The following is a 22,150-nucleotide window of genomic DNA, read 5'->3' as shown; positions in this document are numbered from 1 at the left end:
GGCACCGAGAATCCAATTTAAACCGTTGATTTTTATGACTTTTTCTCTGTCAGTTGTCTAGATATTGTCTGAATCCTCCGCCGACTCAGATGATTTAGACAATGGCAGACTCCGCGTCCAGACGGCTCCCACGCCACGGCGGTTGGCCACAATGGTCTTGTCTTTGTCAGACATTTCGCTCAGCAGATTCTTCACACGATTGGCTTTTTGCTGAGGCGTCAAACCAGAGGGCATGGCTTCGAGCAGCGTTTGATCAATCTCTTCACGGGTGGCCCTGCCAAACCTGTCGAGCAGGCTGAGTACCAGTTGCTTGAGCGCTGGCTTCTGCAAACCGGCATGGCGGGTGTACTGCCCTCGCTGGTTAACGGCATCGGCCACAGACGCAGCAATATGCACAGCAGGCGAGCGCCCTTCCACCAACTTCCGGCGCCTAAGATCGGCCAGAATCTTCGTATCAATGGGGCGGCGCTTCTGCACATGATCCAGTGCAATCACCTCGGACAGCGTGAGACTGGAGGCAGAAAGCAGCGCCCGCGTGAAGGCAGGATCAATTTCGCGACCGTGGATACGCACGGTGACCGTGGGGGGCGCCAACGCAATTTCAAAATCCGGCATCGGAAAGTGCCGTTCCCGCTGGGTGCGGTACATCCGCTTGATGCCACTGCCAATCGTGTCGATCAGCCCCAGTTCCACCATCGCATCCGCCAGACAAGGGTTGCGATACAGGTGAACCGCGTGGGATGCATCCAGAACTTGCTCAACCGTGCCCGGTATGAAAGCACCCGCGTTCGAAAACAGGAGCGCCGATGGCGACTCTTTGACCTGCACCCGTCCACCCAAGGCGTAGTCTTGGTGCGCAATGCAGTTCAACAAAGCCTCGCGAATCACCCAGGCGTCGTAGTTGGGCACCTCCAGCGGGGCGAGCTGACCGGGTGGCAGGATTCGCACGGTGTGGATACGAATTTTGGCTACCACCTCATCCACCGAAAGCGCGAAGGGCAGACCGAAATGCTGGTAGTCCAGCGGCTCGTCGCGTTCCGTGAGCAACTGCCAGGTGAGGCGCGGCGACACATCGCCCAACGTCGCCACAGCGCCCGGTTGAGCGAACAGCAACAACGCTGCCCGCGTCAACGAGCCATTGCGCGCCAATCGCAGCTCGGCAAGAAAACGCTCATGGCTCCAGCCGCTCACCTCGTCGGCGCGGCGGGGATGCTTCAGCACATAAAGTGCACGGCCACGGGCCAACGCACCCGAAGACAAGCAGCTCCAGTCGGTGGTCACACAATGCGCCGTCCAGTCCAGCGCGGCCGACTGCATGCGGATCGCTTCAAACTTCGAGCCCAGCGCAACGAGTGACTCTCCCGCCCGTCCGTAGAAATGCCCTTTCCATGCAATGGGCTGCCCGCGCGGAGCCGGCGGTATTTGGAACACCAACACGCGACTCCCAGGCGCGCAGTCAGGGTGTGACACTTCAAAAATCTGGGTGAAGGTGATGGAGGGGGACGTCCCCTGCGCCATCAGCAATTTGAGTTCATTCAAAGCAGCCGCGCTGGCCTTGTAGCTGCTGCCCACCACAGGGCGCAATCCCGATGCCGCTTCACGTTTGTCCTTGACGCCGAACACCAGCCAGCCGCCATCCTGCTCATGAAGGTTCGCCTCATTGGCCAGGGCCGAAAGGTATTTCCCCAGTTCATCCATATCGAACGACTGTTTGGCCTCTTTGAAGTCCAGCCATTCGGTTTCTGCCGGCAAGCCTCGGAACTCGTCCAGCAAACGGGTCACATCCGCCAAATCCATCATCTCGCCGCACCTTTCATCGCTTCGGTGATCTTCACCGTCTCCACGCTCACGGTGGTCACGCGGGCCAGCAGGTCCACCACCTTTTCCTTGTGGTCGGCGAAGCGGTAGGTGTTGAAGCGTTCGCGGATGGTCGGGTCTTTCGGTTTCTTTTCTTTGTGCTGGTCGAGCACCCAGTCGATGGCGCAGCGGTTGCCGAGTTTGTAGGCCCAGGCTTGCGGGGGCACGCCGCGCAGGGTGGTTTCGCTGTCCAGCGTGATGCTGCCTGCGGCCGGGTCGGACTTAAGCAGAGCTTTCGGGGCCTGGCCGGCTGCGCGGGCTCGTGCGTCGGGTTCGTCGTGCCGGGTCAGGGCGAAGGGCGCCACCGCTTCATAGCCGATGTGCAGCGCCATGAGCTGCTCGCCCCACTCGGCCCACTGCCAGAAGCCCGCGTAGAAGGGGATGCGCGGAAATTCGCGCTTGAGGTTCTGCGCGTACTTCTCGCGGTACAGCGGGTCGTGCAAGACGGCGTAGCAGTAGTGAAAGATCGCTTCCTTGGTGATCTTGCGCGCGCCCTTGCCTTTGCCGGTTTCGTCGGCGTAGTGGGCGGCGAATTGTTTGAGTGCCCAGTCGGTGATGTTGTCGACTCGCTGACCCGTCTCATCGAATCTGTACGGACCAGCGTATTTGGTCGCATCCGCTGAATACAGATTCAAGTTTGGCACCGCGTCCGAGGCAATCAATGCAAACGGCTGACGATCGCCCGCGATTACGCACATGACGGGATTTCGAGTCGAACCGTGTGGGAAAAACGCTGAGGTCTCGCCCCTCTCGTCAACGAAGAGCGTCGAATCGTACAAAGCCTGTCGAACAAATGGCCTGTAGGTCGTCAGTTTGATCATCGATGGATCAAAGTCTTCCATCCGACCTTGGTTCATCCGTCGTTTCAGATTTCTTGACCACTTCAGGTGGTCAGGATGCGCACCCAACTTAGCAGCCTTTGCAAACTCAACCGCAAACCAACGCATTCTTTCTGCGAGCGCTACCTCATCAAAATCGACAACCCACTCATCACGGTTTGTAGATGAACCGAGAGAGAAGTTCTTGAAGATCGCCCGCTCCTTCCCCGCTGTCTTCGCCGCCTTGGTCTCCTTGCTCGCCAACGGCAGCAGCGTCTCAAAATCGTTGTTGGTCAGGTTCACCCAGTTGGCGTTCTTGTCGGGCGACACCTCGTCAAACGGCAGCGCGCGCATGGGGTGGCTGGCGATGAAGGCGAGTTTTTCGTCGGCGGTCTCCATCTCGGGGCGGCGCACGTAGTACACGCGGGCGGGCCGTTTGTCTTTGGTGGCGGCCAGGCGCTTGACCATGAAGCTGATGGCCACGCCGGTCTGGATGCCGAACACGTTGTGTTTGGTGCCGCTGAGCTTGGGGTTGGCGCGCACGTCGCCACCCAGGTCCACCACGTAAATGTCGCTGAACTCGGCCGCCACGGTCTTGCGAAAGCCGTCAAAGGTGCGGCTCTCGATGAAGCTGCGGTTGGTGACGAAAGCCAGGATGCCGTTCACGTCGAGCCGGTCGCTGGCCCAGCGGAAGAAGCGGGCGTACATGTCGTAGAGCTTGGTCTTCTGCGCGGTGCTCTCGGCGATGTAGGTGGCTTTGATGCGGCGGTCGATGTCCGGGTATTCGCGGTTCTTGTTGTTGTCGTTTTCGTTGGCCTGGTTGGCGTTGTACGGCGGGTTGCCAATGACGACGCTGATGCGGCGGCTGTTCTGCCGCTTGATGCGGGCCACGTTTTCTTCACTCACGCTGCCAAACAGGTCTTGCACGCTGCCGCGCTGAGCGGTGTGCAGGCCCACGTTGTCCAGCGTGTCCACGAAACACAGGTTGGGGAACTCGGCGTACTGGCCGGTGATGGCGGCGTAGGTGGCTTCGATGTTGAGGTTGGCCACGTAGTACGGGAGGATGGCGACCTCGTTGGCGTGCAGCTCGTGTTTGTACTTCTGCTCCAGCTTTTTGGGCTGGCCGCGAAAGTGTTCGAGCAGTTCGCAGATGTAGGTGCCCGTGCCGGTGGCGGGGTCAAGGATGTCGACGTCCTTGTCAATGAGGTTTTTGCCGAAGTGTTGCTCACACAACCAATCGGCACCGTCGATCATGAAGCGCACGATTTCATTGGGTGTGTAGACCACGCCCAGGCGGTCGGCGGCCTTGGTGTTGTAGACCTTGTAGAAGTTTTCGTAGATAACTTTGAGAAAGGTCTGCTTCTCGCCGTGGCTGCCAATTTGCGCAGCGGCGGCGCGGATGGCGGCGTAGTAGGACTCCAGGCCTTTGAGCGTTTGGCGCTTGAGCGCGCCGGTGAAGAACGCACCCTCCAGCGCATACAGCTCGCGGGCCACGTTGTTGTGCTGGTGGAAGTCGCTGTCGTCGAACACCTTGGCGAAGATTTCTTCGGTGAGGATGTGCTGGATCAGCATCTCGCGCACGTCGGCGTCCGTCAACGCGGGGTTGATGGCCTCTTGCGCGTGCACGAGGAATTTTTCTTCCGCCGTGCGGAAGCTCGGGTTGCTGTCGTGCGCGGCTTCGATCATCTGGCGCAGCGCGTCGAGCACGGCAGGCAGGTCGGTTTTGAACTGTTCCACCGCAGCGCGGAAACCGGCGATTTCGGGACGCTCGAAGCTGAAGAAGAGCTTGAGCAGTTTTTCCAGCGCGGTGGTGTCGGTGACTTCACAGCGCAAGACCTCTTGCCGGTGTTGCCACAGCACGAAGGTGGTGTCGTCGCTGAAAACGATGTTGTCTTGTGGATAGCCCTTTTTGAATTTTTTGGCAATCTCATCGTCCAGATCGTCGGCGGCGTCTTTGGCTTCCCAATAGCCCATGGGCATGCGCAGCTCGTGCAACACGGCACCATCCACCGCGATGTTGGTTTTGGTGGCTGTTTTGAGCGGGTATTCGGCCAGGAAGACGAGGTTGTTTTGCCGCCCCCAGGCCTTGAGCAAATCTTTGAACGCTTCGCGAACAATGGTTTCGCGCTGGCTGCCGCTGACCTTCTTGATGAGATCGAGCTGCTTGAGGTAGTCGTTGATGAGGAGCTGGCTCATGGGTTCCCTGGGTTGGCCTTGCGCTGCGGTGGCGTGGGCTTGCCCGGATTATGCGGGGCGCTCATTTGAGCTTCTGCGCCAGCTCGGCGGCGGGCTTGCGCCTGCCGCATCAGTTGTTGCGGTAAGCCAGGCCCAGCGTGGCGCCGTACACCGTTTGGCGGCCCACCAGCGGGCTGCGCGCTGTAGCGCCCTGCAACTGCGACAGGCTCAGGCCGCCAAAGGCGACCCAGCGCCGGTTGAGCGCGGTGGTCATGCTCACACCCAATGACACGCGCTCCCAGCCAGCGCCCAAAGCATAGGCGGTGCGGCCCGTGGCCAGGGCGGCGGCTGGCGATATGCCGTAGTGCGTTTGGCGGTAGGTGTCGGTGCCCCACACGGCGCCCAGGCCCAGGTCCCAGTAGGTTTGTTCGGACACGGGGTAGCGGTAGTTCAGCCCGGTGTTGAGGTAGAAACCGCCGTCGCGGCCCAGCAGATCTTGTGAGCCGCTGACGGACCCGCTCCAGCGCGGCCCCAGGGCCAGGCTGGCAGAGGCGCGGCCGCGCAGGGTGTCGCGCACGTCGGGCAGGCCCGCCAGCAGCGGGTCGGTGCCCGACTCGCGGCCCTCGTCATACTGCAGTGAGGTGCTGAGGCGCCAGCCGTTGGCAGTGGTCAGCACGGTGCTGAGACCAGGGTCCACAGTTTCGCGGCCCACGCTCAGCAAGCTGCTGGCGCGCGCCGTGGCAAAGCGAAAGCGACCGAGCTGAAACGCCCACAGTGGGCGCAGGCTCAGGCGCTGCTCGGTTTCGCCAAGGTGTCCAGCCGACGAGGCGAGCGAGGCGCCCACCAGGTAGTCGCGGCTGGCATCGAGCGCCACGGGCTCTGCGGCCTGCACCGAGGCGCCGGCCCACAGGGCCAACGGCAGGCAAAGGGTCAAGCGGGCATGGGACATGGCCACATGATACGGGCCGAGCCCCACCGCAACGTGCCCTGCCGCCCGCAGCCGCCTTACAAACCGTTCAGGTCTTCGATGGCGTCGATCACCATGCCGGTGCCGATGGCGATGAGCAGGATGTCGGCCGCTACGCGCACGTATTTGTGGCCTGCAGGGGGCAAACCGATCTGCACCGAAATACCGCTGGGCAAGGGGTGGTAGATCACATCGGACGGCAGCGGGCGGCCCACGCGCCATTTTTTGGCCTGGCCGGGCGGCATACAGCCGTTGCCTTTTTTGGCCAGCCCGGGTGGGCACTTGCCGGCCTTGAAGCGCGGTTGGTAATAGTCGCGCACCGCCTGGCGCTGGGGTTCGCCAAAGTAGCCGCCGATCTGCACGTTGACGGAAATGCCCGACGACGAGGCCGCCAGGCGCGGGGCTTGGCTCACCTGGCGCTGGGTGTCTGGCTTACCGCCATGGCCGGGTTTGCCAGCCCATTCCGGCTTTTCAGCGCTCGCAGAAAAAGCCAGAGAAGCCAGCAACACACCCAGGCCCAGGGCACGGCACGCGGCACGCGAAGAAAAATTCACAGGGGTCACGGTGCGGGTTCTTTCAAGGGAAAACAAAGTTGTTGGTCGCGGTTGCATCATCGCCCAGAATCACCGCTTCCACGGCCTGGGTCTGTCCAGCGGCCGTGGCTTCCAGCGTGAACGGGCCGGCGGACGCGCCGACCGGGCCAAACGCCAGCGCCGCGCCGCCTGCGTGCACCGCCAGCTCGGGTGCGGCGGTGGACAAGCGGTAGCGGTACTGGCCGGTGTCGCCGTCCACCGGGCGGTTGATGATCTCGACCACCGCCGCAGGCAACGGCTGCAGCACACGCACCGACGCGTCTACCGGCGACAGCGCCGTGGTGACGGTGCCGGTAAGCGTGCCGCTGCGGGTTGAGATGGCAGGGTCCAGCGGGGTGGCCGCAGGGTGGATGCGCACAACAGTGCCCTCGGCCACCGCCACCTCGCTCACCACCGCTACCGCGCGCCCCGGTGCGGTGAGCACCAGGGTGTAGGTGCCCGGCAGCACCGGCTGCAACAGGAAGGAGCCGGAGGGCGAAGGAGTGGTGGAACGCAGGGTGACGCCGCCTTGCTGCAGGGCCACCGTGGTGCTGCCATTGGCCAGCGAGGCCACCACTTCACCGGTCACGCCGGTGGCGGTGCGCGGGAAAGCGGTGATGACCGGCTTGAGCAGGAACTGGCCCGAGCCCCCGGCTTTCACCACCGACTTGCAGGCATCGAAGTCCAGCACGACGTCGGCCAGCTGGTCGGTGGCCACATCCATATCAACGCGAATTTTCAAACCGGACTGCTGCGCACTGGGCGTTTTCAGCGCCACCTCGGTGCCGCCGGTGGGAACCACCGAATTGGCCATCGGGTTCAGCACCGTGTTGTCGGCCAGCACCAGGCGCAGCTGGCGGTAGGTGCCTGCGGTCAGGCGGGTCTGGCCCAGCTCCATCAGCAGGCCGTTGCTGAGGGTGAGCAGGTCCACGCGCTGGGGTGGGTCTTGCACCAGATCCACCCAGCCGCCATCGCTGTCGGCAGCGGTCGAACTCTGGTGCACGCGCACGCGCTCCACCGTCACGTTGACCTCGTCGTAACCGCACGACGGCGCGTCGGTGAGGGCCAGGCGCAGCGTGCCGCTGCCCGATGCAGCGCCCCCGCCACCACCGCAGGCGGCCAACACGCCAAGCAACAGCAGGGCAAACAGCAGGCGAAACCGGGTCAAAATGGCCATGGCAATGTCTCCTGAAATAAAAATCCGCTGCGCCCAGGGAGCCCAGGGCAAGCAAGCCGCCATTTTTAGGACGGTGTGCTGGGCGCAGGGTTACAAGGTGTAAGACCTGGTTACCCCCCACAGCCTGACCCGCGATCCCCGCGCCTGCACACCACCACAAGGCCGTCCATGCCCCAAGAAACCGAACTCAAGCTCGCGCTGCACCCGCACGACCTGCCGCGCCTGCTGGCCCACCCGCTGCTGGCGGCCCAGGCGCCCCGGCGCGAGCGCCTGCGCAACACCTATTTCGACACCGCCGCACTCACGCTGATGCAGCAGCGCCTGGCCGTGCGCGAACGGCAAGTGGGCCGGCGCACCCTGCTGACCGTGAAAACCGCCGGGCACAGCGTGGGCGGCCTGAGCCAGCGCGGCGAATGGGAAGCCCCCACCCAGCCCGGACGGTTTGACTTTGCCGCCCTGGTGAACGACACAACGCTGGCCCAGCAACTCACCGCGCTGGCACCGCAACTTGTGCCGGTGTTTCGCACCGACTTCACCCGCCACAGCTGGCTGCTGCACCACGGTGGCGCGCAGGTGGAGGTGGCACTGGACCAAGGCTTCGTGGCCACCCGCAACGCCCAGGGCGCCCGGCGCGAGCCGCTGCTGGAACTGGAACTGGAGCTGAAAAGCGGGCCGGTGGAAGCTCTGCTGGACCTGGCCCACACCCTCGCGCTGGGCCCCCAAGGACACGCGGCGCAAGGCATCTGGCTGCACCCGAGCGACCGCAGCAAGGCCGAACGCGGGCTGGCCTTGTATTTGAACCAGCCGCCCGGCCCGGTGAGAGCCGAGCCCGCCAAACCCGCACCCCAGGGCTCGCCCTTGATGGCGTTTCGCACCGTGGCGCTGGGCAGCCTGGTGCACTTGCAGGCCAATGTGTCGGGCTGGCTGCAGGCAGAGGCAGCGCCCGCAAATCAGCCCAACCCCGAGTTCATGCACCAGGCGCGCCTGGCGCTGCGGCAGCTGCGCAAAGCCTTGAAGCGGTTTGGCCCGGTGCTGCCACGCCGGTTTGTGGCCCACTGGCGCGGGCAGTGGCAGGCCACAGAGCGCGCCCTGGCCAGCGCGAACAACCGGGAGCAGCGCTAAGCGCCCCCGCCCACGCACTGAACCTGCTCGCCTTCACCCGCGCCGTGCTGGCGCTGCAAGACCCGCCGCACCCCACAAAGCGCGCGCGCTGAGCGACCGCCTGGCCCGCAAAGCGCTTGGCAAAACCCCGGCCTGCGCCCCACAATGGCCTCCACGTACACCAACGGGAGGACTCTGCCGTGTCAGCCATTACCTTGCGTTTTCTGGTCGAACCCGGGGCGGTCGGCCCGGGTGGTCATGTGCACAGCGGCACGGTGATGAAGTGGATCGACGAGGCCGGCTACGCCAGCGCCACCACCTGGGCGCGGGGGCCCTGCCGGGCGGTGTACATGAGCAGCATCCGGTTTTTGCGCGTGGTGAAGCTGGGCGACCTGGTGGAGGTGCGGGCCCGGCTGGCCTTCACCGGCGAGACCCACATGAACATAGCGGTGGCGGTGCACAGCGGCGACCTGGCCACCCGCAAGCTGGAAAAAACTGCCGAGTGCCTGGCGGTGTATGTGTCACTGGACGCCGATGGCCAGCCCATGCGGGTGGACAGCTGGACGCCCGAAACGCCTGGTGAAATGGCGCTGGCCAGCAGCGCGCGGGCCCAGTTTGACGGCACGCGGCCCGCCCCCCTGGAATAGCGGGCGACCGGGCTTTTTCAGGTGCCGCTTAAACGAGGGCGCTGGGCCGCGCAGCCACCTTGTCGCGCCACGCCTGCAGCGCGGCAAAGCCTTCGTCGGCGGGCTTGAAGCGCATCAACCGGCCAAACTCGACGGCACAAAACGCGGTGATGTCGGCAATGGTGAAACGCTCACCCGCCACCCAGGGCTGGCGCTGCAATTCGGCGTCGAGCCAGGCGGCGGTTTCACGGGCCTTGCCCGCCTGCGACTGGCCGAAGTCGGGAAACTGCGGTTGCTCCAGCGCCGCCAGCCCGGGGTGGGTGTGGCGAATGGCGTTGGCCAGCGGCAGCATGAAAGACCACTCGACGCGCCGGTCGGCCATTTCAATGAAAGCGCGCTCTTCAGACGTGCGCCCCATCAGGTTGGGCTCGGGCACGCGGCCTTCCATGTAGGTGCAAATAGCGCGGGTTTCGGTCAGCACGCGACCGTCGTCCAGCTCCAGTGCGGGCACCCGGGCCAGCGGGCTTTTGGCGCGGTACTGCTCGGTTTTGTGTTCCTGGGCGTTCAGGTCGATGTTGACCAGCTCCAGCCCATTGATATTTTTTTCAACCAGAAACATGAGCACGCGCCGGGGGTTGGGCGCGCGCGGGGAAACGAACAGCTTCATGGGAGGCCGCCTTTCCAACAAGGGGTTGTTTCAACGAGGGCTGGTTCGCTGGAGCGTTCGGCGGCGGTGTAGAAATTGATCATGCGCTGCGGCACCTCCATGGCCGTCGAGCATGGTAGTGGGCGGGCGGGTTTCTGTCGCGCCCAGGCTGTCGCGTGCGCGAAGCCCTCAGCGGGGCTCAGCCCTTGGCGGCTTCGAGCAGGTCGCGGGTGCGCAGCGCCTCGCGCCGGGCGGCGGCGGCAAAGTCGTCGCCGCTGGACGCATACAAAATGGCCCGCGACGAATTGACGATGACCGGGCCGGTGGTGGCACCGCCTTGCGTGCGGTAGCCCGCCCGGATGGTGGCCACGGCGTCGCCGCCCTGCGCGCCCACGCCGGGAATGAGCAGCGGCAGCGTGGGCGCGAGCTCGCGCACCCGCTGAATTTCAGCGGGGTAGGTGGCGCCCACCACCAGACCCAGCTGGCCGTTCAGGTTCCAGGGGCCTTGCGCCAGACGCGCCACGTGTTCATACAACAGGGGCTGGCCGTCCACCGAGGCCAGGCGCTGGTTTTGCAGGTCGTCGCCACCGGGGTTGGAGGTGCGGCAGAGCAAAAAAGCGCCCTTGCCGTGGTACTTCAAATAGGGCTGCACCGAGTCAAAACCCATGAAGGGCGAGAGCGTGACGGCGTCGGCGCCGTAGCGTTCAAACGCTTCAATGGCGTACTGCTCGGCGGTGCTGCCGATGTCGCCGCGCTTGGCGTCCAGAATCACCGGCACCTGCGGCGCCACGGCGCGCATGTGGGCCATCAGCTTTTCCAGCTGGTCTTCGGCGCGGTGCGCGGCGAAGTAGGCAATTTGCGGCTTGAAGGCGATGGCGGTGTCGGCCGTGGCTTCGACGATGGCGGCGCAAAAGTCGTAAATGCGGCTGGCGTCACCCTTCAGGTGGGCGGGGAATTTGGCCGGGTCCGGGTCCAGGCCCACGCACAGCAGGGAACGGTTCTGGCGCTCGGCGCCTTGCAGCATGTCAATGAAGGTCATGGCGTGATTTTACGGTTCGGCAACCAGCGCGACAGCGCAGCAGACGCCGCCAGCGCACCCGGCCACAAAGCCCCCTAAGATCGCGGCCATGCACGCTCTGTCTCGCCAACAACTGATCCTGCTCGTCCTGCTCACCCTGGTGTGGGGCGTCAACTGGCCGATCATGAAATTTGGTGTGACCGGTTTCCCGCCACTCACGTTTCGCACCATCTGCATGTGGATCGGGCTGCCAGTGCTGGGCGCGGTGCTGTTGTGGCGGCGGGTGCCGTTTCAGGTGGGCCGCGCGCACTGGCGCGAGCTGGCGCTGCTCACCGTGTTCAACATGTTTTTCTGGCACACGCTGGCCATCCTGGCCATTCAGACGCTGTCCAGCGGGCGCGCAGCCATTCTGGGGTACACCATGCCGGTGTTTTCAGCACTGGTGGGCGCCTGGTGGTTTGGCCAGCGGCTGCAAAGCCGGGCCTGGGGTGGCGTGGCGGCGGCGGCGCTGGGCGTGGTACTGCTGCTGTGGCACGAAATCACCAGCCTCTCAGGCAAGCCGCTGGGCGTGGCAATGATGCTGGTGGCCGCGGCCACCTGGGCGGTGGGCACGCAGCTGATGCGCCGCACCCGCATTCCGCACCCCACGCTGGCGCTGTCGTTCTGGATGACGCTGTTCACCGCCTTGTGGATGACGCTGCTGGCGGTGGTGTTTGAACGCGACGCCTGGGTCTGGCCCACACCGGCCATTCAGGCGGCCATTGTGTACAACGCCATCGGCGTGTTTGCCTTTGCGCAAGTGGCCTGGCTGATGCTGGCGCGCGACCTGCCACCCATCGCGTCCACGCTGTCGGTCATGTTCATTCCGGTGCTGGGCGTGTTCAGCGGCGCCTGGTGGCTGGGCGAGGTGCTGCACTGGCAAGACTGGGCCGCCGTGGCCCTGGTGATGGTGGCGATTGCCACGGTGTTGTGGCCAGCGCGGCGGGCGGTGGTTTAAGCCGCCTGTACCGTCTCCATGGCCAGGCACAGGTCGGCCCAGGCCTTGCCCTTGTCGCTGGGGGTGCGCAGCAAATAGGCCGGGTGGTAGGTGACGATGACCGGCACGCCCTGGTAGCGGTGCACCTGCCCGCGCAGCTTGCCAATGGGCTCGTTGCTTTGCAGCAAAGACTGCACGGCAAAGCGCCCCATGGCGATGATGACCTTGGGTTGCACCAGCGCCACCTGGCGCGCCAAGTAGGGCGCGCACTGCGCCACCTCGGCGGGCCGGGGGTTGCGGTTGGCAGGCGGGCGGCACTTGAGCACGTTGGTGATGTAGGCGCCCTGAGCGCCCTCGCCGGTGCGGCTCAAACCCACGGCACGCAGCATGTTGTCGAGCAGCTGACCCGCAGCGCCCACAAAAGGCTCGCCCTGCAGGTCTTCGTTTTCACCGGGGGCTTCGCCCACGATGAGCCAGTCGGCCTGCGTGCTGCCGGTGCCAAACACGGTGTGCTTGCGCCCTTCGCATAAGCCGCAGGCCTGGCAACTCGCCACGGTTTCGCGCAGCGCAGGCCAGTCCATCAGCTCGATACCCGCCGGGAGCGGTGCGAGAGCTGCTGGCGCAACCGGCGTTGGTGCTGTGGCATGGGCCGGGGTGGCTGGCCGGGTGCTGGCGGTGACCGGTGGGCGGGCTGCCGCGGGTGCGGGTGCGGGCGCAGCGGGCGCCTGTGCAGCAAGCGGTGCTGCCGCAGGGCGGGCCACGGGCCGCTCGGGCTCGGGCGTTACCACGGGCGGTTTCACGGGCGCCGCCGGCTTGGGCGCCCACACGCGCACACCCATTTCGGCCAGCATGGCGCGCTGGCGCGCATCAAGCTGCGGCACGAACGAGGTGTCTGGCGCATCGGTGTCAGCCGTTTCGGCGGCGGGTGTGGGCAGGTCTGTGCTCATGGCGTTTTTTCTTGGGCGGCCTGGGCTTGCGCCACCACCAGGTTCAGGCTCATCACCACGGCGTCTTCGCGCTCGCGCTGGCCTGCGGGGTAGTAGCCCCGGCGCAGGCCCACCTGGGCAAAACCGTAGCGTTCGTACAAAGCCCGCGCCGGCGTGTTGCTGTGGCGCACTTCCAGCCAGAGCCACTGCGCGCGCTGCCCGCGCGACCACAGCACCAGCGCGTCGAGCATGAAGCGCGCCCAGCCCTGGCGCTGCTGGGCCGGGGCCACGGTGATGTTGAGCAGGTGCACCTCGTCCACGCCGGGCATGGCCACCAGGTAGCCCAGCAGCACGCGGCCATCGGGCCGGCCTGGGTGGGCCACTTCGCCCGGCAGTGCCTCGCCCAGCAGCAGCACCGCCGGGTAGCCCGACTGCAGCGAATCGCTGAAATGCTTGCGCGACCAGGGGTGGGTGTAGGCGGTTTTTTCCACCTCGACCACGGCATCCAGGTCCGCCTCGGTCATGGGCACAAACGCAATGCGGCGCTGGCTGTGGGTGAGCGCGGGGCTGGCGCTGTCTGTGGCCAGCGCAGGCCAGCCGCGCTGCGCCCAGGCGGGGGCTGGCGCCACATCGCCAGAAGAAAGGGCTTGAGCGGAAGGGGCCATGAATCTCAGGCAGCGGTGGCCGTGGCCACGGGTGGCACGGCCAGGCGCAGGGCATCGCGTTCGGCGGTGGTTTGCGCCACCTTGTCGCGCACATACAGCGGCAGCGCGTCTCGGGCCGCCGTGGCGGCCCCGGCGGCCAGCAGGCCGGGCGCCAGCCGCAGCAAGGCGCTGGCGCTGGGCAAGGCCAGCAGGCGCTGTCCGGGCACATGGGCCAGCCGTTCGGTGTAAGCCGCAAACACGTTGCCCGCCAGCAGGCAGCGCCCTTCGGCCAGGCCCGCATCGGCCGGCAGGCACTGAGCCAGATAGGCACCCAGATCTTGCGGCGCGCACAGGCGCGGCGGCGCCAGCGGGCTCAGGCCCTGGGCGGTGCGGGCGTAGGGCGCCACATACAGCTCGTCCATGCGCGCATCGAGCAAGGCTACGATCACGCCCGGCTGTTGCGGTGCCTCTGGCAGCGCCTGCCGCGCGGCGTCGGCCAGCGCCAGCAGCGTGTCCACAGCCAGCACCGGCAGGCCATCAGGCTGGCTGGGGCTTTGCACGCCATAAGCCAGGCCCTGCGCCACGGCACAGGCGGTGCGCAGCCCCGTGAACGAGCCTGGGCCACGGCCAAACACCACGGCGTCCAGGCTGTGCAGCGTCCAGCCGGCCTGGGTCAGCAGCGTTTGCACCAGAGGCAGCAGCGTGGCCGACGCCTGGGCGCCGCCGGGGCCGGTGTGTTCCCACATGGGGGCGCCAGGCACACCGCTGCCCAGCGCCACCGACAAGGTGTCGGTGCTGGTTTCAAGGGCCAGCAGGCGCAGAGCGGCCGGGGGCTTGGCAGACAAATCGGTGGCAACAACGGGCATCCGGGCATTATCGGCCACCCAGGCGCCGGCTGCCCGGTGAGCGCCGCCGCCCCACCCCGCCCGCCCATGCACAAATTCCGCCCTTTACACGGCTGGGGTACAGGGGATACCGATCGTCGCCACATAATGAAAACACCATGTTTTCATCTGTTTTCCGCTCCTTTGTGACCCTGCCCCTGCTGCTTGCCACCTTGGCTGGCTTGGCCTTGCCGGTGGCTGCGCAGCCTGCGGCCCCTGCAGGCGCGCTGCCGCCGGGCGTGTCGGCTGCGCTGGCGCGCGCGGGCGTGCCGCCCAGCGCGTTTTCGGCCCTGGTGGTGTCGCTGGACGCCAGCGCCCAGGAGCGGCTGCGCTACCGCGCCAGCACCTCGGTCAACCCGGCTTCGGTGATGAAGTTGGTGACCACTTACGCGGCCATCGACCTGCTGGGCCCCGACTTCACCTGGAACACCCGCTTTTACAGCGACGGTGAAGTCAGCCAGGGCGTGCTGCGCGGCAACCTGTATGTGCGTGGTGGCGGTGACCCAAAACTGGTGCTCGAACGCATCCAGGCCGCTTTCATGAACCTGCAAGACCAGGGCGTGCGCGTGATTTTGGGCGACCTGGTGCTCGACCACAGCGCGTTTGAACTGCCGGCCATGGACCCCGGCGCCTTTGACGGCGAAGCCCTGCGCCCCTACAACGCATCACCCGACGCCCTGCTCGTCAACTTCAAGTCGGTGGTGCTGACGTTTCAGCCCGACACCACCGCCGGCGTCGCCCGCGTGACCAGCGAGCCGCCCATGGCCGGCCTGGACATCGACGCCACCGTGCCCTTGTCGCGCACCGGCTGCGGCGACTGGCGCGGCAGCTTGCAAGCCCGCTTCAACGACGCCAACACCATCCGGTTTGAAGGCCGCTACCCCGGCAGCTGCGGCGAACGCGTGTGGCCTGTGGCCTACCAAGACCCGGCCAGCTACGCAGCCCGCTCGCTCGAAGGCTTGTGGCGCGCCACCGGTGGCGCCATCACCGGCGAGGTGCGCGCCGGCCTCACGCCGCCGGGCGCCCGGCTGCTGCATGAGGCCCGCTCGCTGCCGCTCTCAGACATCATCACCGACGTGAACCAGTGGAGCAACAACGTGATGGCGCAGCAGGTGTTCCTCACGCTCGGTCAGCTGTCGCCCACGCGCGTGCTCACCGAAAGCAGCCTGGCCGACCGGCTCGCGCCCGTGCGCACCGCCCGCTTTGAGCGCTCGCGCGAGGTGGTGGCGAGCTGGTGGAAGCGCACCTTTGGCCTGCGCTACACCGCACCCGTGATGGACAACGGCGCCGGCCTGTCCCGCATTGAACGCATCACCCCCGAAGCCCTGGTGGGCCTGCTGCGCCACGCCGCCGTGCACCCAAAAGGTGAGCAGTTTGTGCAGTCCCTGTCCATCGCGGGTGTCAGCGGCACCACCGCCCGCATGGCCCGCGGCGCCAACAGCGCCGCCCGCGGCAACGCCTGGCTCAAAACCGGCACCCTGCGCGACGTGACCGGCATCGCCGGCTACGTCAACGCCTCCAACGGCGCACGCTACGCCGTGGTGGGCTTCATCAACCACCCCAACGCACCAGCCGCGCGGCCGGCACTGGAAGCCTTGGTGGAATGGACGGCTGGGCAGCCGGACTGACAAAGCCCAGGCTTCCCTTGCCGGAGCCGCTGCAGACGCGCCTTGCATTGAAGCCCATCAACCTCGGGGCTTCTTGCCACACCTGACAGACGGACCCGCAAAGCAGCGGCCAACACGCCGTTCTGTGCGAGCTCAAGCGCTCGGCACATGCTGAGGGCCAGCCAACCGGCAAAGCGCAGGCTGAGACCGTTCGGCGCCGCCACCACCCGCGCTCCGATGGCCCTTGGCCCGACTGAAAACGAAAGCCCTCTGCGCTGGTATTAACCCTCTGTTTCCAATCGTGGTCTGGCACTAACATCGCGATTTAGAAAATAGAACGACCGTTCTTTTTCTTGATCAGAATTCGTTACACACCAGCAGGAGACACGCATGAAGTTCATGAAATTGGCGGCGATTTCAGCAGCCGCCATCACCGTTTTGGCCGCCTGCGGTGGTGGCGACAGCCCTGACGAGGGCAGCAGTTTTGACTTGAGCGGCGCGCCAGGCAGCCTGATCGCGAGCCCAACAGCGCTGACCACACTCACCCCTGCGGCTTTCACGGCAGCATTGACCCAGGCCGGGGCCGAAGACCTGTTGCTGGTCACCGGTGCACCCAAGTGCGACATCACCTTCAACTATTTCCAGTACGGTACCGTCGGTGGTGCAGGGGAAAAAACATCGGCGTCTGGCGGCATCATGGTGCCCGGCGGCACCGACCCGGCCTGCACCGGACCGCGCCCGGTGCTGCTGTACGCGCACGGCACCAGCACCGACAAAAACAAGAACATGGCCAGCCCGCAAGACGGTGAAGCCGCCCTGGTGGCCGCCATGTTCGCCGCACAGGGCTACATCGTGGTGGCACCCAACTACGCAGGCTACGAATCTTCGACGCTGCCCTACCACCCCTACCTGAACCTGGAACAGCAAGCGCAAGACGTGGTGGACGCACTGACCGCCGCCCGCAAAGGCTTTGCCGCCATCAACGCCAGTGCCAACAGCAAACTTTTTGTGAGCGGCTATTCGCAGGGTGGTTTTGTGTCCATGGCAGCGCAGCGCAGGCTGCAGTTGGCCGGCACCCCGGTGACAGCTGGCGCGCACCTGTCTGGCCCTTACAACCTGGGCTATTTTGGGGATATCGTCTACAGCGGCCGGGTGAACTTGGGCGCAACCCTCTTCAGCCCCCTGCTCAACACCAGCTTCCAGCGCACCTACGGCAACATCTACGCGACCCCAAGCGAGATGTATGAGGAAACGTTTGCAACGGGCATCGAAACCTTGCTGCCCAGCACCACCCCGCTGAACACCTTGCTGACAACGGGCAAGCTACCAGCAACCGCGCTGTTTGCGGCTGACAGCGAACCACAACCAGAGGGCTTCGAAATATTTTTCGGCACGCCAAACCTGATCAAGACCAGCTATCGCAACGCGGTCCTCGCAGATGCCATGGTCAACCCAACCAACCCACAGCATCCCCTGCGTGTGGCCGCCTACAAAAACGACCTGCTGGCCCAGAACTGGACCCCTGCACAACCGATGCTGCTGTGCGGCGGGAACGGTGACCCCACCGTGTTTTTCGAGTTCAACACGACCACAGCCAAGAATTACTTCACGGGCCGGGGCGTGCCAGACCAAGCTGTAACGGTGCTGGACGTGGACAGCTTTAATCCAACGGCTACCACCGATCCTTTTTACGAAGTCAAAGGCGGCTTTGCACAGGCCAAGGCGGCCGCTGGCGACGCTGCAGCGGTTTTGCAGGCCTATCACGGCACGCTGGTTCCCCCGTTTTGCAACGCAGCAGCACGCGGCTACTTTGCCCAGTTTTGATCCTCGGCTCACGACCGCATCCACCCACACACAGAGCACCACAAAATGAAAAAAACATTCATTGCCACTGCCGCCACGCTCGCCTGTGCAGGCGCCTGGGCACAGGTCACGCTGTACGGCCTGGCCGACGTCAGCATCACCCACGTCAGCGGCTATGCCCAGGGCAGCGTCACCAGCCTGTCCAGCGGCCACATGGAGGGCTCACGCTGGGGCGTCAAAGGGGAAGAAGACATGGGCGGTGGCTACAAAGCCCTGTTCACGCTGGAAAGCCGCGTCGAACTCGACACCGGTGGGCTGGGCAACCGCCCCACGTCAGGTAACCAACTGCCTGACCGTCTGACCGCTGGACTGCCGCCCGCCGTGGCTGCGGCCTTGACCAACGCCGCCATCGGGCCGTCACTGGGCGTCAACCTCACCAATACAGCTTTTGACCGGCAGGCCTGGGTGGGTCTGGTCACGCCGGTTGGTGGTTTTTTGATGGGCCGCCAATACACGCCAGCCTTCGAAACGTTTGCCACGTTCGACGCCATGAACACGCAGAGCGCGCTGTCGGCCGCCCAGGTGGCGTCAATACCTGCTGGGCTCGACATTCGCTACAACAACACCTTGCAGTACCGCATCGTGCAAGGCCCCTGGAATGCGGCACTCATGTATGGCTTTGGCGAGGGCACCAGCAGCGCAAACAATCGGCTGCTGGGGATCAACACCCTCTACAAAGGTGGCGCCTTCAACGTGGGTTTTGGCCTCAACAGCAAGAAAAACTCAGCCGGTCAGCAAGCGCTCAAAACCACGGTCCTGGGCGCATCCACGGCCAGAGGCGATTGGATCGTCTCGGGCATGTTCGCCCGCATCCAGGAACCCAACCCATCAGGAGGACCTGAGCTGAGTGCAGGCCTCACGCTGGCCGGCGTGCCAGCGCCGTTGATCAGCACCGTGCTGGACCGGCTCAAACAAGATGCCAACCTGATCCACGTGGGAGCGCGCTACAACATGGGCAGCGCTGGTCACGTCACGGTGGCTTACAACCAGCTCAACGACAAACGCGCGTCCAACGCCGACATCAGCTCGTATGGCGTGGCCTACACCTACCCGCTGTCCAAGCGCACCAACCTGAACGCGGTGCTCACCCGTTTCAACAACAGCGCGAACGCGCAAGCAGCGCCCGGTGGCAACGGTTACCTAGGTGGGGTCACCGCCACAGCGGGCCGCGACGCGACTTCGCTGGCACTGGGCATGCGCCACAGCTTCTGAGGATGCGGCCCGCGCTGGTTGCGGGCCGTGCTTCAAGGCTGCACGAAAGGCTTCAAGCCGCAGCCCGCTGCAAGCGGTCCCGCACGCCGTCCCATTCGGGGCTGGCGGGCGGGGTTTCTACCCAGATGAGTTTCACACCCGTGGCGTCGAGTTCGCGCAGGGTGGCAAACAGGGCTTGGGCGGCTTGCGCGGCGTCGTCGGGCATGCGGCGAAGGCTCACACCCCGGGCTGCTTTGAGCGGTGCGCGGGCGTACACCGCGATGTGGCGGGCATCGGGGCCCAGCAGATCCAGCGCCGACTGCAGGGGCTGGGCGGCCATGAGCCGCACTTTGGCGTTGGGTGCGTAATGCGATTCGAGCGTGCCAGAGGCGCGCGGGGCCGCTTCGTCCCGCCCGCGCAGCGGCTGGCCGCAGGCGGCTTCCAGCTGCGCGGTGGTGACCATGCCGGGCCGCAGCAACACCGGGTGGCCGCGGGTGCAATCCACGATGGTGGACTCAATGCCCACCGGGCAAGCACCGCCGTCCAAAATCAACAGCGCGTCGTCAGGCAACTGCTTGAACTCTTCGGCCACATGCGCGGCGGTGGTGGGGCTGACGCGGCCGAAGCGGTTGGCGCTGGGTGCGGCCACGCCATACACGCCGTGTGCCCGGGCGGCCGCCAACAGCGCCTGCGCCACCGGGTGCGACGGGCAGCGCAGGCCCACCGAGTCTTGCCCGCCGGCTGACACAGCGGCTACGCCTTCGCGGCGCGGCAAGATCAGCGTGAGCGGGCCCGGCCAAAAGGCCTGCATGAGCGCCTGGGCAAAGGCGGGCACTTCGCGGGCGTAGTGGTCTACCCCGGCGCGCCAGCCTTGCGCACCGTCACCGGGCGCCAGGTGCACGATGAGCGGGTGGTCGCTGGGGCGGCCTTTGGCTTCAAAAATGCGGTGCACCGCGCTGGCGTTGTCGGCGTCGGCCGCCAGGCCGTACACCGTTTCGGTGGGCATGCCCACCAGCGAGCCCGCGGCCAGCCGCTGCGCAGCGGCCTCAATGGCGGCGGGGTCGGTGGCGCTCAGCAGCAGAGGCATGGGTAACAGACGCTCAAACCCCGTCAAGCGCGGGCAGGCCCAGCAGCACCAGCACTTTCGCCGCGGTTTCGCGCACCTGTTCCACAGTGGGCGCGGTGATGTTCAGGTGGCCCATCTTGCGGCCTGGGCGGGCGCTGAGCTTGCCGTACAGGTGCAGGTGGGTGCCGGGCAAAGCCAGCACCTGCGCCCATGGCGGCGACACGGGTTGTTCGCTGGGCTTGGCGCGCACGCCATTGGCATCAAACCACAGGTTGCCCAGCAGGTTGACCATGATGGCCGGGCTGTGCTGGCGCGGCGTGGGCAGCGGCAGGCCGGCCAGGGCCCGCACCTGGGCTTCAAACTGCGACAGGTCGCAGGCGTTTTGCGTGTAGTGCCCGCTGTTGTGCGGGCGCGGTGCCATTTCGTTGACGATCAGGTCGAGCCCGCCCTGGCCGTCGTCCACCAAGAAGTATTCAACGCACAGCACGCCCACGTAGTTCAGGTGGTTGGCAATGGCCACGGTGCTGGCGCGCGCCCGCTCGGCCAGCGCAGCGGGCACGGCGCCCTCGTACACAGCGGTGAGCGCCAAAATGCCGTCGCGGTGGGTGTTGGCCTGCACCGGGAAGCTCACGCTCTGCCCGTCAGAGCCGCGCGCCACGATCACCGAACACTCGGCCTGCAGCGGCATGAGCTTTTCAAGCACGCAGGGCACGCTGCCCAGCTGCGCCCAGGCAGCGGCAAGCTCTTCGGGAGTGCCCACGCGCACCTGGCCTTTGCCGTCGTAGCCCATGCGGGCGGTTTTCAAAATGCCGGGCAACAAATCGGCCGGCACGGCGGCCAGCAGCTCGGCGCTGGTGATGGCTGCGTAAGGCGCGGGGTACACGCCGCTGATGGGCGCGCATTGCACAAAGTGCGATTTCTCCTTGATGCGGTCTTGCGCCACCGCCACGCAGGCGGCCGACGGGGCCACCGGCCGGTGTGCGCCGAGCGTGACCAGCGCGGGCGCCGGCACGTTTTCAAATTCGGTGGTGATGGCTTCGCAGCGCTGCATCAGCTGCGCCAGACCCTGCTCATCATCGTAAGGGGTTTGAATGTGAAAGTGGCTGATCAGCCCAGCCGGGCTGGCTGGGTCGGGGTCGAGCACCGCCGTGAAATAACCCATGGCCTGGGCCGCCTGCACAAACATGCGGCCCAGCTGCCCGCCGCCCATGACGCCCAGCGTGATTTGCTGGCCACTGGCCGAGGTGCTGCCGGGAAGAAGGGGCTTGAAGCTCATGGGTGTTGGGGTCCAAAAATCAGGAAACGAAACGAACGAAATGATCACCGCCCAGAACATCATGTAACTGGCTTTGCCAGCCAGCAGATGTTGCCCCCTGGTGGGGGTCGCGCAAAGCGCGGCGGGGGTGGGTCATGCCGGCAGCGTCATGCCGCGTGCGGCTTCGGTCTGCGCGGCGCGAAAGGCTTCCAGCTGGTCGCGCAGGGCCGGGTTTTCGCTGGCCAGCAAGGCCACCGCAAACAGCGCCGCGTTGGCCGCACCCGCCTGGCCAATGGCAAAGGTGGCCACCGGCACACCCTTGGGCATTTGCACAATGCTGTGCAGCGAATCCACCCCGCTCAGGTGCTTGCTGGCCACCGGCACACCCAGCACCGGCACCACGGTTTTGGCCGCGATCATGCCCGGCAAATGGGCGGCACCGCCCGCGCCCGCAATGATGGCCTTGAGCCCGCGGCCCACAGCGGCTTCCGCGTAGGCAAACATGTCGTCGGGCATGCGGTGAGCCGACACCACGCGGGCCTCGTGCGTGATGCCGAAGTCTTTGAGAATCTGCACGGCGTGCTGCATGGTGTCCCAGTCGCTGCTGGAGCCCATGACCACGCCCACTTGGATGGGGTTCATGTGAGTGCCTTTTGCCCAGCCAATCCATGGCCGGGAGCATGAAGACCGGCCTGGAAAGCGGCCCGTCTCCGGTAAAGTGTCGATTTTACGTTTCGCGCCCTCGCACCGCCTCAGGCGGCTGTGGCGCCCCCATTCCAGA

General features: G+C 65.6%; 19 protein-coding genes. 6 read left to right on the top strand and 13 right to left on the bottom strand.

The genetic code is table 11. From position 1 onward, the window contains the following. Nucleotides 1–57: 57 nt before the first annotated feature. The 5 genes from AC4QBL_RS19295 to AC4QBL_RS19275 form a co-directional block, all read right to left on the bottom strand. Nucleotides 58–1,800: an RNA-binding domain-containing protein gene (locus AC4QBL_RS19295; protein WP_472907189.1), complete on the bottom strand. Its 1,743-nt coding sequence runs from the start codon at nucleotides 1,798–1,800 to the stop codon at nucleotides 58–60. Continuing rightward, nucleotides 1,797–4,871: a type ISP restriction/modification enzyme gene (locus AC4QBL_RS19290; protein WP_472907188.1), complete on the bottom strand. Its 3,075-nt coding sequence runs from the start codon at nucleotides 4,869–4,871 to the stop codon at nucleotides 1,797–1,799. Before AC4QBL_RS19290 ends, AC4QBL_RS19295 begins: the two co-directional genes overlap by 4 nt. Nucleotides 4,872–4,980: 109 nt before the next feature. Then, nucleotides 4,981–5,799, bottom strand: coding sequence for a MipA/OmpV family protein (locus AC4QBL_RS19285; RefSeq protein ID WP_472907187.1), 819 nt, complete (start codon nucleotides 5,797–5,799; stop codon nucleotides 4,981–4,983). Between the two features lie 56 nt (nucleotides 5,800–5,855). Then, complete coding sequence (locus AC4QBL_RS19280) at nucleotides 5,856–6,380, bottom strand: hypothetical protein (RefSeq protein ID WP_472907186.1); 525 nt, start codon at nucleotides 6,378–6,380, stop codon at nucleotides 5,856–5,858. Nucleotides 6,381–6,393: 13 nt separating this feature from the next. Continuing rightward, nucleotides 6,394–7,566, bottom strand: a complete 1,173-nt coding sequence (locus tag AC4QBL_RS19275; protein ID WP_472907185.1) for a DUF4382 domain-containing protein — start codon at nucleotides 7,564–7,566, stop codon at nucleotides 6,394–6,396. 168 nt (nucleotides 7,567–7,734) lie between these two features. Here AC4QBL_RS19275 and AC4QBL_RS19270 point away from each other — a divergent pair, with 168 nt between their 5' ends. Together AC4QBL_RS19270 and AC4QBL_RS19265 are read left to right on the top strand one after the other, a co-directional pair. Continuing rightward, a complete protein-coding gene (locus AC4QBL_RS19270) occupies nucleotides 7,735–8,688 on the top strand; it encodes a CYTH and CHAD domain-containing protein (protein WP_472907184.1) in 954 nt (317 codons plus the stop codon). A gap of 179 nt (nucleotides 8,689–8,867) precedes the next feature. Further along, on the top strand, nucleotides 8,868–9,314 hold the full coding sequence (locus AC4QBL_RS19265; protein WP_472900596.1) for an acyl-CoA thioesterase: 447 nt from the start codon (nucleotides 8,868–8,870) through the stop codon (nucleotides 9,312–9,314). Between the two features lie 28 nt (nucleotides 9,315–9,342). Here AC4QBL_RS19265 and AC4QBL_RS19260 read toward each other — a convergent pair whose 3' ends face one another. Further along, entirely contained in the window at nucleotides 9,343–9,960 is a 618-nt protein-coding gene (locus AC4QBL_RS19260; RefSeq protein WP_472900597.1) for a glutathione S-transferase family protein, read from the bottom strand. Between the two features lie 178 nt (nucleotides 9,961–10,138). Further along, the gene (gene pyrF / locus AC4QBL_RS19255; protein ID WP_472907183.1) at nucleotides 10,139–10,978 is read right to left on the bottom strand and encodes an orotidine-5'-phosphate decarboxylase; all 840 of its coding nucleotides are present in this window, start codon (nucleotides 10,976–10,978) and stop codon (nucleotides 10,139–10,141) included. 88 nt (nucleotides 10,979–11,066) lie between these two features. On the opposite strand from pyrF, the gene AC4QBL_RS19250 reads away from it, so the two are divergent. Then, a complete protein-coding gene (locus AC4QBL_RS19250) occupies nucleotides 11,067–11,954 on the top strand; it encodes a DMT family transporter (RefSeq protein ID WP_472907182.1) in 888 nt (295 codons plus the stop codon). Here the strand turns inward: AC4QBL_RS19250 and AC4QBL_RS19245 are convergent. From AC4QBL_RS19245 to tsaB, 3 genes are all read right to left on the bottom strand, one after another. Beyond that, the gene (locus AC4QBL_RS19245) at nucleotides 11,951–12,772 is read right to left on the bottom strand and encodes a uracil-DNA glycosylase (protein WP_472907245.1); all 822 of its coding nucleotides are present in this window, start codon (nucleotides 12,770–12,772) and stop codon (nucleotides 11,951–11,953) included. The genes AC4QBL_RS19250 and AC4QBL_RS19245 overlap by 4 nt on opposite strands. Nucleotides 12,773–12,876: 104 nt before the next feature. Then, complete coding sequence (gene rimI / locus AC4QBL_RS19240) at nucleotides 12,877–13,383, bottom strand: ribosomal protein S18-alanine N-acetyltransferase (protein WP_472907244.1); 507 nt, start codon at nucleotides 13,381–13,383, stop codon at nucleotides 12,877–12,879. 146 nt (nucleotides 13,384–13,529) lie between these two features. Beyond that, nucleotides 13,530–14,324 carry a tRNA (adenosine(37)-N6)-threonylcarbamoyltransferase complex dimerization subunit type 1 TsaB gene (tsaB, locus tag AC4QBL_RS19235; RefSeq protein WP_472907243.1) on the bottom strand — a complete coding sequence of 265 codons (795 nt, stop codon included), beginning with the start codon at nucleotides 14,322–14,324 and terminating at the stop codon, nucleotides 13,530–13,532. 182 nt (nucleotides 14,325–14,506) lie between these two features. Here tsaB and dacB point away from each other — a divergent pair, with 182 nt between their 5' ends. The 3 genes from dacB to AC4QBL_RS19220 all read left to right on the top strand — a co-directional run bounded on the left by dacB (nucleotide 14,507) and on the right by AC4QBL_RS19220 (nucleotide 19,069). After that, on the top strand, nucleotides 14,507–16,015 hold the full coding sequence (gene dacB / locus AC4QBL_RS19230) for a D-alanyl-D-alanine carboxypeptidase/D-alanyl-D-alanine endopeptidase (RefSeq protein WP_472907181.1): 1,509 nt from the start codon (nucleotides 14,507–14,509) through the stop codon (nucleotides 16,013–16,015). Nucleotides 16,016–16,384: 369 nt separating this feature from the next. Continuing rightward, a complete protein-coding gene (locus AC4QBL_RS19225; RefSeq protein WP_472907180.1) occupies nucleotides 16,385–17,818 on the top strand; it encodes an alpha/beta hydrolase family protein in 1,434 nt (477 codons plus the stop codon). A gap of 45 nt (nucleotides 17,819–17,863) precedes the next feature. Then, nucleotides 17,864–19,069 carry a porin gene (locus AC4QBL_RS19220; RefSeq protein WP_472907179.1) on the top strand — a complete coding sequence of 402 codons (1,206 nt, stop codon included), beginning with the start codon at nucleotides 17,864–17,866 and terminating at the stop codon, nucleotides 19,067–19,069. A 52-nt stretch (nucleotides 19,070–19,121) separates the two neighbouring features. Here AC4QBL_RS19220 and AC4QBL_RS19215 read toward each other — a convergent pair whose 3' ends face one another. From AC4QBL_RS19215 to purE, 3 genes are all read right to left on the bottom strand, one after another. Then, nucleotides 19,122–20,129 (bottom strand): L-threonylcarbamoyladenylate synthase, encoded by a 1,008-nt coding sequence (locus AC4QBL_RS19215; RefSeq protein WP_472900636.1) that lies wholly within the window; start codon nucleotides 20,127–20,129, stop codon nucleotides 19,122–19,124. A gap of 19 nt (nucleotides 20,130–20,148) precedes the next feature. After that, entirely contained in the window at nucleotides 20,149–21,390 is a 1,242-nt protein-coding gene (locus AC4QBL_RS19210; protein WP_472907178.1) for a 5-(carboxyamino)imidazole ribonucleotide synthase, read from the bottom strand. 132 nt (nucleotides 21,391–21,522) lie between these two features. Further along, nucleotides 21,523–22,011 carry a 5-(carboxyamino)imidazole ribonucleotide mutase gene (gene purE, locus AC4QBL_RS19205; protein WP_472900603.1) on the bottom strand — a complete coding sequence of 163 codons (489 nt, stop codon included), beginning with the start codon at nucleotides 22,009–22,011 and terminating at the stop codon, nucleotides 21,523–21,525. Nucleotides 22,012–22,150: the final 139 nt, after the last annotated feature.

This window comes from Hydrogenophaga sp. L99, from assembly GCF_058731905.1.
Note: the sequence above shows the minus strand (reverse complement) of the source record. Positions and strands in the feature narration are given on the sequence as shown.

Coding starts and splice junctions, on each gene's coding strand:
- AC4QBL_RS19295 (WP_472907189.1), bottom strand. CDS start 1,800: ATGATGGATTTGGCGGATGTGACCCGTTTGCTGGACGAGTTCCGAGGC.
- AC4QBL_RS19290 (WP_472907188.1), bottom strand. CDS start 4,871: ATGAGCCAGCTCCTCATCAACGACTACCTCAAGCAGCTCGATCTCATC.
- AC4QBL_RS19285 (WP_472907187.1), bottom strand. CDS start 5,799: ATGTCCCATGCCCGCTTGACCCTTTGCCTGCCGTTGGCCCTGTGGGCC.
- AC4QBL_RS19275 (WP_472907185.1), bottom strand. CDS start 7,566: ATGGCCATTTTGACCCGGTTTCGCCTGCTGTTTGCCCTGCTGTTGCTT.
- AC4QBL_RS19270 (WP_472907184.1), top strand. CDS start 7,735: ATGCCCCAAGAAACCGAACTCAAGCTCGCGCTGCACCCGCACGACCTG.
- AC4QBL_RS19260 (WP_472900597.1), bottom strand. CDS start 9,960: ATGAAGCTGTTCGTTTCCCCGCGCGCGCCCAACCCCCGGCGCGTGCTC.
- pyrF (WP_472907183.1), bottom strand. CDS start 10,978: ATGACCTTCATTGACATGCTGCAAGGCGCCGAGCGCCAGAACCGTTCC.
- AC4QBL_RS19250 (WP_472907182.1), top strand. CDS start 11,067: ATGCACGCTCTGTCTCGCCAACAACTGATCCTGCTCGTCCTGCTCACC.
- AC4QBL_RS19245 (WP_472907245.1), bottom strand. CDS start 12,772: ATGGGTGTGCGCGTGTGGGCGCCCAAGCCGGCGGCGCCCGTGAAACCG.
- rimI (WP_472907244.1), bottom strand. CDS start 13,383: ATGACCGAGGCGGACCTGGATGCCGTGGTCGAGGTGGAAAAAACCGCC.
- dacB (WP_472907181.1), top strand. CDS start 14,507: ATGTTTTCATCTGTTTTCCGCTCCTTTGTGACCCTGCCCCTGCTGCTT.
- AC4QBL_RS19225 (WP_472907180.1), top strand. CDS start 16,385: ATGAAGTTCATGAAATTGGCGGCGATTTCAGCAGCCGCCATCACCGTT.
- AC4QBL_RS19220 (WP_472907179.1), top strand. CDS start 17,864: ATGAAAAAAACATTCATTGCCACTGCCGCCACGCTCGCCTGTGCAGGC.
- AC4QBL_RS19210 (WP_472907178.1), bottom strand. CDS start 21,390: ATGAGCTTCAAGCCCCTTCTTCCCGGCAGCACCTCGGCCAGTGGCCAG.
- purE (WP_472900603.1), bottom strand. CDS start 22,011: ATGAACCCCATCCAAGTGGGCGTGGTCATGGGCTCCAGCAGCGACTGG.